Here is a 15,880-nt window from a genome sequence, read left to right as displayed (position 1 = left end):
GGTGGTGACGCCGCCAGTGATGTATGGGGATGTCGTGAGCAAGAACACCGGGGAGAGGCAATCGGATACCATTGCTGGATGAAATCACAGTGTCAATGGGGCTGATGGAGCTAAGCGGATACCCCTTACGAACGCACAGCGCTGTCCAAGAAGCCGGACACGATGATTGCGCAGGAACTGGCGACCATGCGCGACGCGCAGCGCATCTCGCCCAGCCTGGTCATGCGTGACCCGTACATCCTCGACTTCCTGGGCCTGCGCGACACCTGGCAGGAGGGCGACTTGGAGGCGGCGATCATCCGCGAGATGGAATCCTTCCTGCTGGAGCTGGGCGTGGGCTTCACGTTCGTGGCTCGACAAAAACGCATCCAGATCGACAACGACGATTTTCACCTTGACCTGCTGTTCTACAACCGCAAGCTGCGCCGACTGGTGGCGGTGGAATTGAAGGTCGGGGAGTTCAAGGCGGCGTACAAGGGGCAGATGGAGCTTTACCTGCGCTGGCTTGACAAACATGAACGGGAGCCGGAGGAAGCCTTGCCGCTCGGTATCATCCTCTGCACCGGCAAGAAGTCCGAGCAAATCGAACTTTTGGAGTTGGACAAGTCGGGCATCCACGTCGCCGAATACCTGACAACGCTGCCGCCGCGCGAATTGCTGGCCGAGCGACTGCAGCAAGCTACAGCCCGTGCTCGACTGCAGATCGAGCAGCTTGGCGCTGGCAAGGGAAAGCGGTAAGTGTCGTTCTATTAGAGCTTTACAAACGAGTATCGATTTTTGATATTGGCGTGGAAATATTTCCCCTTTGAGTCTGAGCCGATGAACGCGTCATATTCACCTTGAGGTACGTCCGAATAGTCGTATACAGATCCAGTATTGAACTCAATTTCAAGGGTTTGAGTATCTGCGTCATAGCCGATTGCACAGATGTCGGTTGAGGTTACTGGTGTACGTTCCATAGTGCGTCATCTCCATTGGGTGTAATAAAACTTTTGGCTTACGGGGGTTATTTCTCACCAGCATTTGGATCTTGCTTACGCCAGGCCTCCACTAGGGGCTTGTAATTTTCATTCTGTACCGGCTCAGTCCAGCCGCCACTCCGAATACGGTTCCCGTCAGCACCCTTGGGAACAACTACCACAGGATCGTCGCTATCAGGTCGTCGGCCTTCTGGCGGACGGTCGATGATTGCCCGTATCGGCATGTTGACAGCCTCTCCCACAATCAACGCCTCGCCGGTGCGGAGAACAGGTAGCATCGAAAAGAGACCCTTAAGATTATCCGATGCACATGAGGTAACTTGAGCACGATCTGAGTCATTTGTCAGACGTAGGGCGATGACCGTGCCACACTGCGAAAGGATCGTAGTGTCTATTTCGGAAGGACGCTGGCTGACCAGCATTAACCCAACTCCATATTTTCGCCCCTCTTTCGCGATGCGCCGCGCGGCAGTAGCTGCCCGGCTCTTTGACTGAGCACTGAGATACACGTGCGCTTCTTCCATGACGACAAGTAACGGCCTTTCTCGACCTCCCTCTGGTTTCGTCCTTCCCCAAAACACCGCGTCATAAAGAATTCTTAAAACGGCCCCAACCAAATCATCTACAACGGAAGTTGGAATTCCCGACAGATCGAATACTGAAATTGGAGTGTCGGCCCCTATCCACGCTGAGAGCAGAGCATCGAGATCTGACGTTGTAGTGCCGTCTTTCGCGACAGCCCATTCACCAGGGTTGAAGAGGAATTGCATGCGTGGATCGCGAAGCTTGCTTTCCAACACATCCAGGTGCGGTCGCGGCGCATCAATGTAGAGCCCGCCATAAACCTTGTCGGCACCTGCCTCTGTTGTGATCGGACGGAATCGAGGACGCACGAGCTGGTCGCCATCGCCGGTGGCCTTTTGGGGAGGAGCACCGTCTTCGATATAGACTCGCGTGGCCTCAGTCTGGTTTTGGTTCTTGCTAACGCTATGAGTCGCGCAATGCAATGAATACAGGTCGTGCCAGAGCTGGTAGACAGAGAACGGAAGCGGTGTATCGACGGTGACGCTGAGATCAGGCAAGGCATGGGGGATGCCACCCGGCTTCGATGCCCTTTTGCTGGTCAACAACCTTTCTTGCAGTAACGCGAGGGGCGTTCCTGATACCGGACCCATCGCCAACGAAGTAAATTCCTCCGCTGTGAGCGCCCAAAATGGAACATGGAGTTCCCGCTCCCCTGCGGCGGTATCCGCCCCAACCCTAAATACACGGGCCTGATCGCCAAATGCCTTCGCATACTCACCGTGAAGGTCAAACAATACGACGCGAGCAGACTTGAACCGAGTTTGATCGGAAATAGCACCAAGTAGATTCGCCACGGCATTCGACTTCCCAGAGCCAGTGCTTCCCACCACTGCAGAATGACGGCTGATCAAGCGATTCATGTCGATGTATGCGCGGATCGACTCGGCGCTGGCGACGCGCCCAACGGCGACATAGCCATCTTCGTCTCCAGGCGCATAGACCGTTTTCAAGTCCGATTCGGTGACGACATGGGCAGAGTCGCCGATGGAGGGGTACTGTGCGATGCCGCGTTCAAACTTTGTTCCCCGGCGTCCTTGGCCGACGAGTTCAATCCTAAGCCATCGATTGCCGAATTGAGGCGCGAGTTCCGGTGGACCAGGGGCGGCGCCAGCTCCAACTTGTGAGATCACACCATAGAGGTCTACATATCCAGATGGAATACGGACAAATCCCCCGACTTGTCCGACGCGATATGCCTCACCATTGACAAATAAGAGTCCGCCCGGTGTGCTCTCCGCAAGTTTCACACTCACGCTTGAGCCGTTCACATCCTCAACAGTACCAAGCCGTGAAGGGTCGAGATTAGACGATGGGCTGCGCATCATGATTGCTCCCACCACAAAGTTGTTCGAGAAAAAGACCAAAATAGTGGAAGTCTCCGAGACGGCTACGTGGCTGAAGTTCTTTGGGATCGCCACCGGCGGCCGCTTCTTCCATCAGCCACGGCGTGTGCTCGTGGCCTCCAATGGTTCCGGGACGGTAAAGCCCCACGCGCGTTCCTACGACTGCTCCGTCCCAAGCCAGAACGGTGAGGTTGCTCTGTTTTACTGCGTAGTCGACAACTCTCGAATGTTGTCCGAGACCTGAATACATCAGCGCAAAGCATTGAGCGTTCCGGTTGCCCCGCAATCCATCTAGCAAAACTTCATTGAGGTGGTCGTCGAGAAAGGAATATCCGCACACAACAAGCCTGGGAGCATCCTTCCCGTGGAAAAATGCCCTTAGTCGATCAAGCATTGCGAGATATGGCATGCGACGGCTTTGGTCGTACTTGAGGTGCGAAGGGAAGATCATTACCTTGCCTGCTGCGGCCTCACGTGTGACGCGAACAACGCGCGTAATCTTCGCCCCATTCACGATTTCCTCGCTCTTCTCCCAATTGATGGAGCCGTGTAGCTTCCACAGCCTCGTCCACCTCGCGGGAATTACGTCGTGCTCGATCGACGCCAAATCGAACCATGGTTCTCGTGAGCCAACAAAACCATCGAAGTGCGGTAGCGGATGCTGTTCAAGCGCCTGTTCAAAAAGCAGGTCATAGTTAGGCGTAAATATTTCCGCTGGAGCATCACGTTGAACGCCACCGACCCACGATGCAAAGCGATTGTATGAACTGCGATAGGCGGGGAGCGGCTTACGCATCTCAGTTGCAATCAGTGCGCAGACTTTGTTATCCAGGTCACTTAAGTTCTCCTTCGACATTCCCAAAATCTCGGCAGTCCCGCGTCGATTGGCCAGAGTGCGCAACTCTGTCAATACGTCTTCAACGGTCGGGTCCTTGTCATCGGATGGTTTGCATTCCACACACAATGCATCCCAATGCGCCTTGAACTTTGATGTGGCTCCGGAAGCGCTGTCGCTTGCCTCCAGCCCGGCAGCGACCCGCTTCGTCAGTTCGACGATGGCCGGGATTAGCACGACGCTGTCTTTGCCGGCCGCATCGTAGATTCCAAGCGGGCAACCCGCACCAAGGAAACAGCCGATACGCTGCTTGTCATCTTGGAGCACCTGCCGCAGATTTCTTGCTTGCTGCGCTGCGTCGTGGAGCGCTGGGAATGGAAGTGCAGACGTCGGTGCGGCGGCGACAACAGGTGCGGCAACTGGGGCAGTGCTTGCGCTTGGGGGTTTTGTCATGATTTTTAGGTCCCTTAATTTTTTTCGTTAGGCCCCGGCAACGCGTTCACACTCAGGCCTTCAATTTTTTAAATACACCTCTATCCAAACCGAATTCCGAACAGCCCACCATCTTCCGTGGCATCGGTCAAACGCGTTGGAAGCACATGGTCATTGAGATCGAAGCCATCGATGGTTTCTTTAAAGGCGTCGTCTTCATTCATCGTCACGATGTACTGAAAACCAAGTTCCTGCGAAATCTCCGAACCCAAGCGCAAGGCGCTGATCACCTGCCGGCCGTCAACACCGTCGAACAGGTGGCTGTCATGGATCAAGAAGCCGGGTCCTATTTGCCGCTTGTGGCACAAGCGCATAAGCATCATGTCGAAGCAGAAGATCTGCATGTTCTTGATGCCCTTGCTGCGTTGACCCTGCATCGGAAACTTGAACATCGGGCCGTTGGAGGTTTCGTCGACGGTCATGCTGCCGGCCGACTCGTAGAGGCGTTGCGACGTTTCCTCGAAAGCGACGATGGCTTCGGCCAGCCGATCCTTCTGCTCGGCAAAATCGCGACGCAGCCGGATCGTGAGCCGGTTGCGCTCGATCTCCAACTCGTTTTTCGTGCCTTCGAGCTGCTCGGCCGCTTCGAAACGCTGCCGTAGGGATTCCACCTCCGATTCCAGGCGACCTAATTCCCCCTGCAACTTGAGGAACTGATCCAGTGCGCCATGACTCCTGAGGATGCCCATGATCTCCGCACGTCGCTGATCGAGTTGCGCTTTCTGGCTGTCGCGCAACTCGATGCGTAGCTGTGCCGCTTCGAGTTCGCTGGACAAATAGTCCTTGCGATTGCGCACAACCGATTGATGGAAGCTTTTCACGTCCTCGTAACGGCGCTTTACGAGGCCTGGAAGTGCAACGCCGGCTTCCTGATAGATCGCTTGCAGGTCTTCCAGGTCAGGTGGAATCTCGGAGGCCAGCGCGCCTTCGAGGTCACGGATGGCCGAGAAGTCTATGGTGTTGGCGTTGGCCAGTTCATTGAGCTGACGCGTCAGCTTGGCGCTTTCGACTTCCAGTTCCCGGTACTCAGGCAATACTTGGAAGGTTTCGATTTCCGAATAGAGCTTCTTGAGGCGAGATTCCTGCAGGGTTAACTGCGTGCGCAAATCAGCGGCCTTGCCGATGATTGAACCGAACGCCCCCGTACCCGCCGCCTTCTTCAATTCTTCCAAGGTCTTTTCACGATCACGAACGGCTTGCCAATCGCGCGCGATCTGCCAGTCCAGCCCAAGGAGAAACATCAGCGCCATTTGCATGTCGCCCGTTCCCTGCATGGTGGCCTGCTTCTCTGGCGTGGTGAATGCACCACTCATCTGGCGCCGCACAAAGTAGGCGAACAGTGACCGGAACGAAGGGGGCTTGCTGCCTGCGGCCTCCAGGCTGCTCAGGCCGAACATCTCCTCACCGAGGAACGTGACCCAATCGGTTGCCGATAGCTTGCGCTTGGTCTCCGGTGGCGTTGTTATGTAGATCTTGGCTTTGGCGCTCCCGCTGCGCTCGACGACGGTCCGCGCATCCTTCAAATCGAAGTCCATGCCGAAGGTGTATTCGGCCAACTCCGGCGTGCGGAAAATGGAATCAGGACCGGCTTCCGAGCCGGTCAGAAAATGCACTGTTTCAATGAAACTCGTTTTGCCTGCGCGGTTGCGCGTTTGCTTGGTACTGGCACCTTCGGTTTTTTGGGCAAGCAGCACGTTCAGACCTGGCTTCAAATCGCCGAGATTCTTGAAGGTGGGCAGCGTGCTGAAAAGATGGTGGATCAAGCTTCCCTCCGTGCCACAAGGCCATTTTCAAGTTCGATAGTGCCAAGGGAATACAGCAGGTCCAGCGCAAGCACGAACCAGTCGTAGGTTATTCGCCGAGGCCGAATGGCAACCATCCCTTGGTCCTGTCGGTTCAATTCCTCCCACAACGCGGAAACCGTTTTGGGACGCGCGAGAAAAGTTAGGACATGACCGCCCACGGTGAGTAGCGCGCGATCTTGCGGAAGATGCTTGGACGGTAGGATCATGTTGACCTCACCGCTTGGGCATCTTCGAATATCTCGCACTTGTCGAACAGATAGGCCATGACCGCCAGCACCGCCGCCTTATGTGTGGGTGTCGTGTTCACGACTCCCCCTGCCCAGGTTTCAAGCTGTCCAAAGATTTCATCGGGATGAAGCGAGGGGATCGCATCCCTCAGAGACACGTATTTACCCTTGAATGCCGAGGCAATTTGTTCGCCGTACACGGGGTTCTTCCAGTTATCGAAGAACTGCGTCACCAACGGTGACTTCTGCATCCCGATTTTCAAAAAATCGGCGACCACCGCAGATAGAAGATTTGCCTCGATTTTCCCCCGCGAGACATCTTTGACTTCACTCGTCTCTGGCGCGGGAGCAACGTTGATGTGCGTAAGTACGGCCATCAAATCGCTATAGCCCAGATTGACGTTTGCTTCCATGGTCAGCGAGGGGCCGAACCAGGATTCGAGATCCTGCAGGCTGAGCTGGCGAAACTTCGACAGCATTTCATCCCAACCGCAGTGGCCAATCTTGATCTTCGGGTTTTCTTGCGAGAGCTTGGCCAGCGCTTCGATGATGTGGGGGCCAAGGCGCCCATCGGGTGCGTTATGAACAAAAGTCCACTCACCAAAATATTTTTCCCAATGCTCTTTTGCGCCCCCGAAATCCTCGTTGATCTTTTTGATGGCTTCGGCGGCACTCAACTCATTGGGCGCATAGCTCTGAAATAAGGTCCGGGCCGAGGGCAGGTATCCGTCATTTTTCCGGTCGCCAACATTGCCCCATGGACGGCAGGCCATGAAATCGTTCGGGTGGGCCTTCGCCATCAGTTTTTCGAACAGGCGCTGAAATCCGTCCCCCTTGGCTTCAAGGAAGATGATGCGGAAATCTTTTTCGTAGCCGAGCTGTTGTATGCGATCCATGCGGTTCAGGGCCATGACTGGTTAAGTGTTTTCAGGCACAACCTCATGGCGTCTTCCGATCCGAATGGGGAAGGACGCGATTGACGTCAAATGGCAGCGCTTTGTCCGCTGCGATGCGGGTTAGCAGCATACGGATGGCATCCGAAACAGACAGTCCCATCTCGGCCAGAACGCTGCTCGCTTCTTCTTTGATATGCCCGTCTATCCGGGCACGAACGACGTCAGTGCTAGCCATTTCATATGCTCACAGGTGGTTGTAGCTACATTGTGGCTCATCTGGGCTTTTAAGTCATTTACTTTTTGTCACGAGTGGCATTGCATCCCGGCGTGCCGCCGTCGGGCTCGCGGGCGTTGCCCCGCGCCTCGTAGCGAGTCGCGGCCATGCGGCTTTGATCCCTGATGCCTCCGGCCGTCGCTACGCTCCCGGCCTGCGCGCGACGCTTGCCCTCCAGGGGATCGGCTGGACAGCCCATCCCCGCCGCGCCTTGCTTGGCGCCCCTCGAATGCAGCCGAACAGGTTGCACCTGATCGGCCAATCCAGCTAGGCGTGCCCTGGCACGCAGGGGCGCTCGCCGCGCGGCGTTGGGTTCAGCGCATCCCCTTGGCCCATCGGCCGCTGTTCGTCTTCCCCAAGTTCATCGCTTTTCCCGCGACCGTAGCCCGCGGTGCCTGGCCGTCAAGGCGCGCAGGGCCGAGTCCTCGCTGCGCTGCGGGCCGCACCAACCCTGCGCTTCTTCCTTGACGGCCAGTCCCTCGCTGGCCCGGTTTTTCGCGGGCGATGAACTCAGGAAAGACGGCGGCAAACAGGGACCGGCCCAGGTCTCTGCGCCGAACCAACCAAAGCCACAACGGGCTCCGAATCTTGGAATCCGGTCAGCTTTGAAACCACAGCAGCAACTCTTGGAGAAAGACCATGCAACTCGCATCCCGTTTCGCTTCCCATTCCCCGACGCTGCGCAGCGATTCCCCGCTGTCCGACGATCAAATCCGCCGCGTGGCCCCGTCCATCTTCGCGGACGCCCCGCATGAAAGCCGTTCCGAACGGTACGCCTACATCCCCACTGCCGCCGTGCTGGCGGAACTGCGCAAGGAAGGGTTTGAACCCTTCATGGCAGCGCAAACCCGCGTGCGGCACGACGACCGCCGCGACTACACCAAACACATGCTGCGTCTGCGCCATGCCAGCCAGATCAACGGCGCGGAAGCCAACGAAATTGTGCTTCTGAACTCCCATGACGGCGCGAGCAGCTATCAGATGCTGGCCGGGATGTTCCGGTTCGTGTGCAGCAATGGCCTTGTCTGCGGCGATACGGTGGCGGACGTGCGCGTGCCGCATAAAGGCGACGTGGCCGGACACGTCATCGAAGGCGCCTACGAAGTCTTGCGCGGCTTCGACCGGGTGAAGGAATCCCGCGATGCCATGCACGCCATCACCTTGAACGATGGCGAATCCGAAGTGTTCGCCCGTGCCGCGCTGGCCCTCAGGTACGACGACGCCGACAAGCCCGCGCCCATCACGGAATCGCAAATCCTGATGCCGCGCCGCTTCGACGACCGCCGCCCGGACTTGTGGAGCGTGTTCAACCGCACGCAAGAAAACCTGACCCAAGGCGGCTTGCGCGGGCGCAGCGCCAACGGACGCCGCCAGCAGACCCGTCCGGTGCAGGGCATTGACCAAAACATCCGACTGAATCGCGCGCTTTGGCTGCTGGCCGATGGCATGCGCCAGTTGAAGGCCTGAATCCCCACGCGGCAGGGGCAGGCAGCAGCCCTTGCCGCTTCTTTCGCTGCTGCATCCCTAACCGCAAGGAGTTATCACCATGAACGCCGTTACTCAAACCGAAACCCGCGCCATCGAAGCCGCCGCGCCGCTGGAAGTGGCCGATCCGACCAAGAACCTGATTCTGGTTCCACTCTCGCAGTTGCTGCCGCGCCGCTCCAAGCGCAACGCACGCAAGACCCCGCGCCTGTCCATCCCTGAACTGGCCGCGAGCATCGCTCGCATCGGCCTGCTGCAAAACCTCGTCGTCATCCTCGCCGCCGATGGCGAGCAGTATGAAGTGGTGGCCGGTGATCGCCGTCTTACCGCATTGAAGCTGCTGGCGAAGAAGAAGCGCATCGCCGCCGACTACGAGGTGCCGTGCCTGCTGGTGCCCGATGCCTCGGCGCGCACCGTGAGCCTTGCCGAAAACCTGCTGCGCGAGCAGATGCACCCCGCCGACCAGTTCGAGGCGTTCGCCGCGCTGGTCAAGGAAGGCCGCCCCATCGAAGACATTGCCGCAGACTTCGGCGTGTCCCCGCTGGTGGTGCAACGCCGCTTGAAGTTGGCCAACGTCTCGCCGCGCCTGATGGCCGACTATCGGGCTGGTGGCGTGACGCTGGAACAGTTGATGGCCCTGACCATCACCGACGACCACGCCGCGCAGCAAGCCGCGTTCTACGCCGCGCCCGAATGGCAGCGTAGCGCATCTGCACTGCGCGAGCGTCTGACGGAACGCGAAATCGACGCATCGCACCCGCTGGTGCATTTCATCGGAATGGATGCCTACACGGCGGTGGGGGGCGGCATCCGCCGCGACCTGTTCGCCGACGACGATAGCGGCACCTATCTGACCGACGCCGCGCTGCTGGAAACGCTGGTGCGCGGCAAGTTGGACGAACTGGCCGAAGGCATCCGCGCCGAAGGCTGGGCGTGGGTGGAAGCCGTGCCGCACTTGAGCTATGCCGAACGGCAGGCGTTCCAGAACGCGCCGCGCCAGCGCCGCGAACCGACCGCCCGCGAAGCCCGCCGCATCGCCTCGCTGCAAAACCGCCTAGACAAGATCGACGCCGAACTGGAAGAAGCCTACGACGCCGAAGACGGCGGCAAGACGGAAGCGCTGGAATCGCGCCGCGAACAGGTGGCCGGGGAACTGCAAGCCGTGGAGGATGCCTTACAGGGTTACGCCCCGGACGTGCGCGCCGTCGCCGGTGCCATCGTTACCACCGACCGCAGCGGCGAGGCCGTGATTCATCGCGGCCTGTTGCGTGAGGCCGAGGCGAAGGCACTGCGCACGCTGGAACGGCTGCGGCAAGGCTTCGCCGGAACCGAAGGCGCGGACGACAGCGAAGGCGAGGACGCCGAGCCGGTGACGGTCGCGGTCAGCCTGTCCGACCGACTGGCGCAACGGTTGAGCGCGCACCGCACTGCCGCGCTGCAAATCGAAGTGGCCCGGCACCCGCAGGTGGCACTGGCTGCGCTGGTGCATCGCATGGTGCAGACCGTCTTGCTGGAAAATCATTACGGCCACGACCTGCCGCTTGGCGTGCGCCTGACCGTGCAAGACCGGCTGGAAGGCATGGCCCCGGACTGGCCGGAATCACCTGCCGCCGTGGCGCTGCGCGAGTTGCAGCAGGTGGCGGGCGAGGCATTGCCACAGGACAGCGCCGAACTGTTCGCCGTGCTGCTGGCGACACCGCAAGACGAACTGGTGCGGCTGCTGGCGGTATGCGTCGCTGCTACGGTGGACGTGGTGACGCCCCGCGCCACACAGCGCCAGCCCGGCGCGGAACTGGCGCAGGCCGTGGGGCTGGACATGGCGGCATGGTGGAAGCCGACCGCCGAGGGTTATTTCCGCCACGTCTCCAAGGTCGTGATTCTGGAAGCCGTGGGCGAGTTCGCCCCGGCCCACGTCACCCGACTGGCGAAGTTGAAGAAAGGCGACATTGCCTGCGAGGCCGAACGGCTGGCCGATGGCACCGGCTGGATGCCCGCCATCTTCCGTCCCGAAGGTCCGCAGCAGATCGCGCAGGACGGAGCGGCCGAAGCCGAAGCGCCGAAGGATGCCGCCACCGTGGCGGATGAGCAACCGCAGGTCGAGGCACTGGGCGCGTGACCCTGCACCGCCGATAAGCGTCCCGGTTCCGACCGGGGCGCTTCATTCCGAGGATTTCCCATGAGCCGCAACACCACGAGCCGCCCCCGTATGGCGGCGGTCTATGCCCCCGGCACGCTACGCGCTCGCCGCTGGCATGGCGATGGCGACGTGCGCGGCTACCGTCCGCCTAGTGGCTGGATGGCCCGCGCCGACCTGACCAACCTACATCCCATCACAGGCCGCGCCTTGCCGCGCGCCGTGTGGTGGATTATCGAAACGAAGGAATAACGATCAGCACCGGCCCCAAGCCGTTCCGGCTTGGGGCCGGTGGTTAAAAAACCGGGCGCGGCGGAGGCCCGCCGCACTCGGTTTCAACGTCCAAAGCAAAATCGCCACGTCGCCGCCTTCGACCAGGCGGCGACGTGGCGAGCGCACAAGTGCCTTGCGCGCAGTACGGCGATCGATGCCCGCCGATGCGGGCAAAGTTTCGATGACGTCCCGCCACAATGAGCGGGGCATGTGGGGCTACGCCCCGGCTTGCTGCGGCAGGTTGTGCAAAAGCGTGCTGTCCTCGACGCTGGCGGTACATCGCCTGTACGTCACGAAGGACGGTTCACCGACACGCGCCCGGCCTTGCTCATGGAACTTCCACGCCACGCCTCAAGCTGGGTGCCGCAAGCTGCGGCAGGGGCGCTCCCGCCTTGTCGCTGGGGTGTTGGCCTTGCCGCATCAGGGCACAAGCCGGTGAAACCATCACGCGGGGATGTCGAGTCGGCCATGTCTCCTTTCGGGAGCGGTCGGCCTGTACGTCCTTGGTCTGTTGTGAATCCTGGCGAGGGCACGGCTGCGCCTTGGGCTTCATGGCCGCAACCTTGCAGCGCAAGCAATTTCCCCGCCGCTGCGCGGCTTCCTCGCGAGACAAATTGTTTGCGCTTCCAGGTTCTCCACGGTGTTGCGACCGCTGCGCGGTGCGGCCCGCCCATCCCACGCCGACCGGATCACAACAAGGACGCACTGGCGCGATCTTGTTCAACCCGAAAGGAAAATCATCATGGCTAACATCGGCACCTTCACCGCAGACAAAGACGGTTTCACCGGCACACTCCGCACCCTGACGCTCAACGTCAAGGTCAAGCTGGTTCCCAACGACAAGGGCAACAACGAGAACGCCCCCGACTTCCGCCTGCAGGCGGCAAGCCACGACATCGGCGCGGCGTGGAAGAAGACCAGCGAAGCCGGGCGGGATTACTTGTCCGTGACCCTGGACGATCCTTCGTTCCCGGCAACGGTCTATGCTCGCCTGATCGAAGGCGAGGACGGCACGCACGACCTGATCTGGTCGCGCAGCAAGCCTCAAGCGGCCTGACGGCCCCTAGCGCCCCGCCCGTTGCGGCGGGGCGCAGTGCTGCTGATCGCAGCACCGCGCGCCTACGGCGCGTCGCGCTTCTTCAAGATTGCCTCCAGCTCTTGGCGCACCTGCGCCAGAAGCTGATCGGCCTTGTGCGGGCTGTCGCCGGCATAGGCCAGCGTCAGCAGCGTGAGCGGATGCACTTCCATGACCTCGCACAGCTCGGTCAGTTTGTGCAGAGTCGGACTTTTCAGGTCGCGTTCCAGTGAACTCATATAGGTACGGCTCGACACGTCAGAAAACGCTTCCTGGCTCAAGCCACGCGCTTTTCTGACCGTCCTTATTGCCGTTGCCAATGAGTTTTTAGCCGCCACCAATGGTTTTCCCTATAAAACCAAGATGACAACCTATTGCGCCCTATAGGGCTACAATCTATAGTGTTCAATTGGTGTTGTTGTTTTCCGTATTTGTGCTTTTAAGGAAATCCGCATCTGAGGATTTCGCCAGAGCCGGGGAGCCGCATTCGTGCCTTTCCTGACATCCACAATTCCGCGTTTGCGTTTCTGTGCATGTACAGATTCGAGAGCTTGCGCATCCGTGCTTGCGCACGAAAGCACATATCCGGCTTGGTGGTTCCGTGCTTCGCAGGAAAGGCGTGTTCGTGCATTCGCAGATACGTGGGATTCCCGCCCATGACCCAGCCGCTCACCACCGCCGACGAACGCGCACGACTGCTCGCCAACGGTGCGGCGCGCGCCGCCGGCCAGAGCATCGACCCGATGCCGGTGGTTCGACTGTTCACGCCCGATGCGCATGCGACCTGGCTGCTGGCCGCGCTCGATCCAGCCGATGGCGATACCGCCTGGGGACTGATCGACCTCGGCATCGGTATGCCCGCACTGGGGACGGTCAGGCTGTCCGACCTGACGGGCATCGTCGGGCCGCAGCAGCGACCCATCCTGCGTGACCTGTATTTCCGCGCCTCGCGGCCGTTATCGGAATACGCCTGGTTGGCGCAGCGCGATGGTTCGATCCCCGACTGACGAACCACCGGTTCCCTGCGGCGGGCCATCCAGAGACAGGCCGTTGCAGCGCATTGTGTCTTTCTCAGTCTGACTCAAGACGGCTGGGGTCTGAATCGGCACTCTTGCACCAAGAGGGTGCAGCCTGACCTAGAAAGACATGATGTGTGTCGCGGGTTGCGGCACGGTGTCAGTGCCGCGCCCCATTTCCGGGATGCGCGGTCGTCGCACTCGGACGACCCGAGCAAGGTTTCGGAGCTAATCGGTCTTGACACTCTCTCTACAGCTTAAGTTACGCCATCCTGATGGCGCTTTGATGTCTTGATGCCGTAGCTATTCGCGCCCGAGGTCGTGGCGACGTTCCTGTCGAACAGGAGGTCGCGTCATGGCTGATCGAAGCGCCGATTTCTGGTATCCAACCGCCGCGTATCTCTACGTGCTGCACTTGGACGGGCTCGCGCTGGCCTGGGAGTATCTGCGCCGCCATCCTGACTACCGGCGCGACTGGCTGCGCCGTCGCCATCGGCCCGAAGCGGCGCACGCCTGGGGGTTGCGCCTGCTGGAAGACCCGGCGCTAGACGCGCGCGACGCGCATCCAGCCTGGTTCCCCGACCATGACGCTGTGCTCCAGCTCTACCCGGACGCCGACCCGCCACCCGATGCCGACGCGTTCGAGTTCTGGCGCATCCCGGGCCACAAGCATCTGATCCACGACGGCAGGCGCTTGGTGCTAGTGGCACGATGGCCCGGCTGCTGCGTGCGGCTCGCACTGGCACCGGGCCTGACCGATGGCATGGCCTATCTGTATGCCGTCCGCGCGTGCGCTGCGCCCTGCGGGCGCTACCGCACGATGGCGGCCGAACTGGACACCCTGGCCGCAGTCGCGGAAACCGCGCCTGCGGCAGCGGCCCGCTCCCGGCCCACGCCCGCCGCGCTGCTGGAGTTGCACACGCTCCAGGCACTCGACGCGACCTTGGCGGGCGCGTCCTTGCGCGAAACAGCCGCTGGGCTGTTCGGCGCCGAAGCCGTGGCCGGTAGTTGGTACGCCGATGGCGGTCTGCGCTCGCGCGTGCGCCGCCTGGTTCAGCGCGGTCAATCGCTGATGCGCGGCGGCTACCGCCGTCTGGCACAGGTCGAATGACCTGGGGAGGGTCGCTTTGCCTTCACGGCAAAACGACCCTCTGCGCTCCGCACCTCTTTCTTGAGACTGCCTCCATCCGGTCGCGTTGTGTGGCCGGGCGTTTCTGACCGATGGAGGTTCTCACCATGCGACCCGCTCCCTTACGACCTGCCGCCGCTGCCGTCGCCACGCCCGCGCAGCCCCAGCGCTATCTCACTAACGACGAGGCTGCCGACTACCTGCGTCTCTCGCCGCGCACGCTGGAAAAACAGCGCGTGATCGGCAACGGGCCGAAGTTCCGCAAGTTCGGCCGGCGCGTCATGTACGCGGTGGCCGACCTCGATGCCTGGGCCGACCAGCGCAGCTATGAAACCACGTCCGACCCGGAATACGCCGAGCACCACTCGGCCGACAGCCGTGGGCGCTGATCGGTGGCTCGCCGGTGGCCATCACCCTGTCCAACCCATCGCGGGAGCGGGAACAGCTCGATCTGTTCCGCGCCTTGCCGGGCGACATGGCGCCGCGCGACAGCCAGGACCTGATGGCCTTTCCGTTTTTCTCGCTGGCGAAATCGCGGCGCACCGCGCCGATCGACTTCCGCAGCGGCAACGTCACGATCCGCGTGGAAGGGACAATGGAGCACGGCATCGCCACCATCTGGGATGCGGACATCCTGATCTGGGCAGCATCGCAAATCGTGGAAGCGCGCGATGCGGGCATTCGCCCGTCGCGCCTGATGCAAGCAACGCCCTACGAGATCCTGCGCTTCATTGGGCGCGGAACGTCGCTGCACGACTACCAACGCCTCAAGGCTGCGCTGGATCGCTTGCAGTCGACCACTGTGGCCACGTCCATCCGAGAGACAACCGGACGACGGCTGCACCGCTTTTCTTGGATCAACGAGTGGAAAGAGTTGACCGACGCCCGCGGCACGCCGCTGGGCATCGAGCTGATTCTGCCGGACTGGTTCTATGCGGGCGTGCTCGACGCGGCGCTGGTGCTCACCATCGACCCGGCGTACTTCCGACTCACGGGCGGCATCGAGCGATGGCTGTATCGGCTGGTGCGCAAGCATGGCGGTCGACAGGAGGCTGGCTGGCAGTTCGACTTCCAACATCTGTATCGCAAGTCTGGCAGCAGCTCGCGGTTTTCGGATTTCGCCTACGACCTGCGCGTTTTGGTGGGGCGGCAATCACTGCCAGGCTACGTCCTGGGCATCGAACGAATGCCGGGCGACCGGACGGAGTTATTGACCTTCCGACCCGTGCCGTTCACGGCACGGGGATAACTGCGGGACAACTTGTGGACGGGCTCGTGCTATCAGGAGTAACGGGTATCGTGCTATCGGGAGTACGGCTATCGTGCTATCA

16 protein-coding genes and 1 pseudogene are annotated in these 15,880 nt (G+C 60.6%); 9 read left to right on the top strand and 8 right to left on the bottom strand.

The window, feature by feature from the left end; genetic code table 11:
• Window positions 1–126: 126 nt before the first annotated feature.
• Window positions 127–738: pseudogene (locus tag M3149_RS20565) on the top strand (PDDEXK nuclease domain-containing protein); the annotation flags it as partial.
• Window positions 739–749: 11 nt separating this feature from the next.
• Here M3149_RS20565 and M3149_RS20560 read toward each other — a convergent pair.
• The 7 genes from M3149_RS20560 to M3149_RS20535 all read right to left on the bottom strand — a co-directional run bounded on the left by M3149_RS20560 (window position 750) and on the right by M3149_RS20535 (window position 7,398).
• Entirely contained in the window at window positions 750–959 is a 210-nt protein-coding gene (locus M3149_RS20560; RefSeq protein WP_042043535.1) for a KTSC domain-containing protein, read from the bottom strand.
• Window positions 960–1,006: 47 nt separating this feature from the next.
• Window positions 1,007–2,890, bottom strand: a complete 1,884-nt coding sequence (locus M3149_RS20555; protein ID WP_198135306.1) for an ATP-binding protein — start codon at window positions 2,888–2,890, stop codon at window positions 1,007–1,009.
• Window positions 2,868–4,196, bottom strand: a complete 1,329-nt coding sequence (locus M3149_RS20550; protein WP_026437466.1) for an SIR2 family protein — start codon at window positions 4,194–4,196, stop codon at window positions 2,868–2,870. The genes M3149_RS20555 and M3149_RS20550 overlap by 23 nt, the downstream gene beginning before the upstream one ends.
• 80 nt (window positions 4,197–4,276) lie before the next feature.
• Window positions 4,277–5,998 (bottom strand): ABC-three component system protein, encoded by a 1,722-nt coding sequence (locus M3149_RS20545; protein ID WP_026437465.1) that lies wholly within the window; start codon window positions 5,996–5,998, stop codon window positions 4,277–4,279.
• Window positions 5,995–6,246, bottom strand: a complete 252-nt coding sequence (locus M3149_RS23215) for an ABC-three component system middle component 6 (protein WP_026437464.1) — start codon at window positions 6,244–6,246, stop codon at window positions 5,995–5,997. The genes M3149_RS20545 and M3149_RS23215 overlap by 4 nt, the downstream gene beginning before the upstream one ends.
• Entirely contained in the window at window positions 6,243–7,178 is a 936-nt protein-coding gene (locus M3149_RS20540; protein WP_202900057.1) for an ABC-three component system protein, read from the bottom strand. Before M3149_RS20540 ends, M3149_RS23215 begins: the two co-directional genes overlap by 4 nt.
• Before the next feature lie 28 nt (window positions 7,179–7,206).
• Complete coding sequence (locus M3149_RS20535) at window positions 7,207–7,398, bottom strand: type II toxin-antitoxin system RelB/DinJ family antitoxin (RefSeq protein ID WP_034713134.1); 192 nt, start codon at window positions 7,396–7,398, stop codon at window positions 7,207–7,209.
• Between the two features lie 678 nt (window positions 7,399–8,076).
• On the opposite strand from M3149_RS20535, the gene M3149_RS20530 reads away from it, so the two are divergent.
• The 4 genes from M3149_RS20530 to M3149_RS20515 all read left to right on the top strand — a co-directional run bounded on the left by M3149_RS20530 (window position 8,077) and on the right by M3149_RS20515 (window position 12,386).
• Window positions 8,077–8,904 (top strand): DUF932 domain-containing protein, encoded by an 828-nt coding sequence (locus tag M3149_RS20530; RefSeq protein ID WP_251711279.1) that lies wholly within the window; start codon window positions 8,077–8,079, stop codon window positions 8,902–8,904.
• A gap of 79 nt (window positions 8,905–8,983) precedes the next feature.
• Window positions 8,984–11,038 (top strand): ParB/RepB/Spo0J family partition protein, encoded by a 2,055-nt coding sequence (locus tag M3149_RS20525; protein ID WP_026437461.1) that lies wholly within the window; start codon window positions 8,984–8,986, stop codon window positions 11,036–11,038.
• Window positions 11,039–11,098: 60 nt separating this feature from the next.
• Entirely contained in the window at window positions 11,099–11,308 is a 210-nt protein-coding gene (locus M3149_RS20520) for a hypothetical protein (protein WP_026437460.1), read from the top strand.
• Window positions 11,309–12,071: 763 nt separating this feature from the next.
• Complete coding sequence (locus tag M3149_RS20515; protein WP_026437459.1) at window positions 12,072–12,386, top strand: DUF736 domain-containing protein; 315 nt, start codon at window positions 12,072–12,074, stop codon at window positions 12,384–12,386.
• Window positions 12,387–12,448: 62 nt separating this feature from the next.
• Here the strand turns inward: M3149_RS20515 and M3149_RS20510 are convergent, their stop codons facing one another.
• A complete protein-coding gene (locus tag M3149_RS20510; protein WP_026437458.1) occupies window positions 12,449–12,742 on the bottom strand; it encodes a helix-turn-helix domain-containing protein in 294 nt (97 codons plus the stop codon).
• 318 nt (window positions 12,743–13,060) lie between these two features.
• On the opposite strand from M3149_RS20510, the gene M3149_RS20505 reads away from it, so the two are divergent.
• The 4 genes from M3149_RS20505 to M3149_RS20490 all read left to right on the top strand — a co-directional run bounded on the left by M3149_RS20505 (window position 13,061) and on the right by M3149_RS20490 (window position 15,798).
• Complete coding sequence (locus M3149_RS20505; RefSeq protein ID WP_026437457.1) at window positions 13,061–13,411, top strand: DUF2958 domain-containing protein; 351 nt, start codon at window positions 13,061–13,063, stop codon at window positions 13,409–13,411.
• Between the two features lie 364 nt (window positions 13,412–13,775).
• Window positions 13,776–14,531: a DUF2285 domain-containing protein gene (locus M3149_RS20500; RefSeq protein ID WP_026437456.1), complete on the top strand. Its 756-nt coding sequence runs from the start codon at window positions 13,776–13,778 to the stop codon at window positions 14,529–14,531.
• Window positions 14,532–14,656: 125 nt separating this feature from the next.
• Window positions 14,657–14,938 (top strand): helix-turn-helix transcriptional regulator, encoded by a 282-nt coding sequence (locus M3149_RS20495; RefSeq protein ID WP_026437455.1) that lies wholly within the window; start codon window positions 14,657–14,659, stop codon window positions 14,936–14,938.
• Window positions 14,939–15,024: 86 nt separating this feature from the next.
• Window positions 15,025–15,798 carry a replication initiator protein A gene (locus M3149_RS20490; RefSeq protein ID WP_238323261.1) on the top strand — a complete coding sequence of 258 codons (774 nt, stop codon included), beginning with the start codon at window positions 15,025–15,027 and terminating at the stop codon, window positions 15,796–15,798.
• The last annotated feature ends 82 nt before the right edge of the window (window positions 15,799–15,880 follow it).

Source organism: Hydrogenophaga intermedia (assembly GCF_023715105.1).
Lineage (GTDB): Bacteria > Pseudomonadota > Gammaproteobacteria > Burkholderiales > Burkholderiaceae_C > Hydrogenophaga > Hydrogenophaga intermedia_A.
Note: the sequence above shows the minus strand (reverse complement) of the source record. Positions and strands in the feature narration are given on the sequence as shown.

Coding starts and splice junctions, on each gene's coding strand:
- M3149_RS20560 (WP_042043535.1), bottom strand. CDS start 959: ATGGAACGTACACCAGTAACCTCAACCGACATCTGTGCAATCGGCTAT.
- M3149_RS20555 (WP_198135306.1), bottom strand. CDS start 2,890: ATGATGCGCAGCCCATCGTCTAATCTCGACCCTTCACGGCTTGGTACT.
- M3149_RS20550 (WP_026437466.1), bottom strand. CDS start 4,196: ATGACAAAACCCCCAAGCGCAAGCACTGCCCCAGTTGCCGCACCTGTT.
- M3149_RS23215 (WP_026437464.1), bottom strand. CDS start 6,246: ATGATCCTACCGTCCAAGCATCTTCCGCAAGATCGCGCGCTACTCACC.
- M3149_RS20540 (WP_202900057.1), bottom strand. CDS start 7,178: ATGGCCCTGAACCGCATGGATCGCATACAACAGCTCGGCTACGAAAAA.
- M3149_RS20535 (WP_034713134.1), bottom strand. CDS start 7,398: ATGGCTAGCACTGACGTCGTTCGTGCCCGGATAGACGGGCATATCAAA.
- M3149_RS20530 (WP_251711279.1), top strand. CDS start 8,077: ATGCAACTCGCATCCCGTTTCGCTTCCCATTCCCCGACGCTGCGCAGC.
- M3149_RS20525 (WP_026437461.1), top strand. CDS start 8,984: ATGAACGCCGTTACTCAAACCGAAACCCGCGCCATCGAAGCCGCCGCG.
- M3149_RS20520 (WP_026437460.1), top strand. CDS start 11,099: ATGAGCCGCAACACCACGAGCCGCCCCCGTATGGCGGCGGTCTATGCC.
- M3149_RS20515 (WP_026437459.1), top strand. CDS start 12,072: ATGGCTAACATCGGCACCTTCACCGCAGACAAAGACGGTTTCACCGGC.
- M3149_RS20505 (WP_026437457.1), top strand. CDS start 13,061: ATGACCCAGCCGCTCACCACCGCCGACGAACGCGCACGACTGCTCGCC.
- M3149_RS20500 (WP_026437456.1), top strand. CDS start 13,776: ATGGCTGATCGAAGCGCCGATTTCTGGTATCCAACCGCCGCGTATCTC.
- M3149_RS20495 (WP_026437455.1), top strand. CDS start 14,657: ATGCGACCCGCTCCCTTACGACCTGCCGCCGCTGCCGTCGCCACGCCC.
- M3149_RS20490 (WP_238323261.1), top strand. CDS start 15,025: ATGGCGCCGCGCGACAGCCAGGACCTGATGGCCTTTCCGTTTTTCTCG.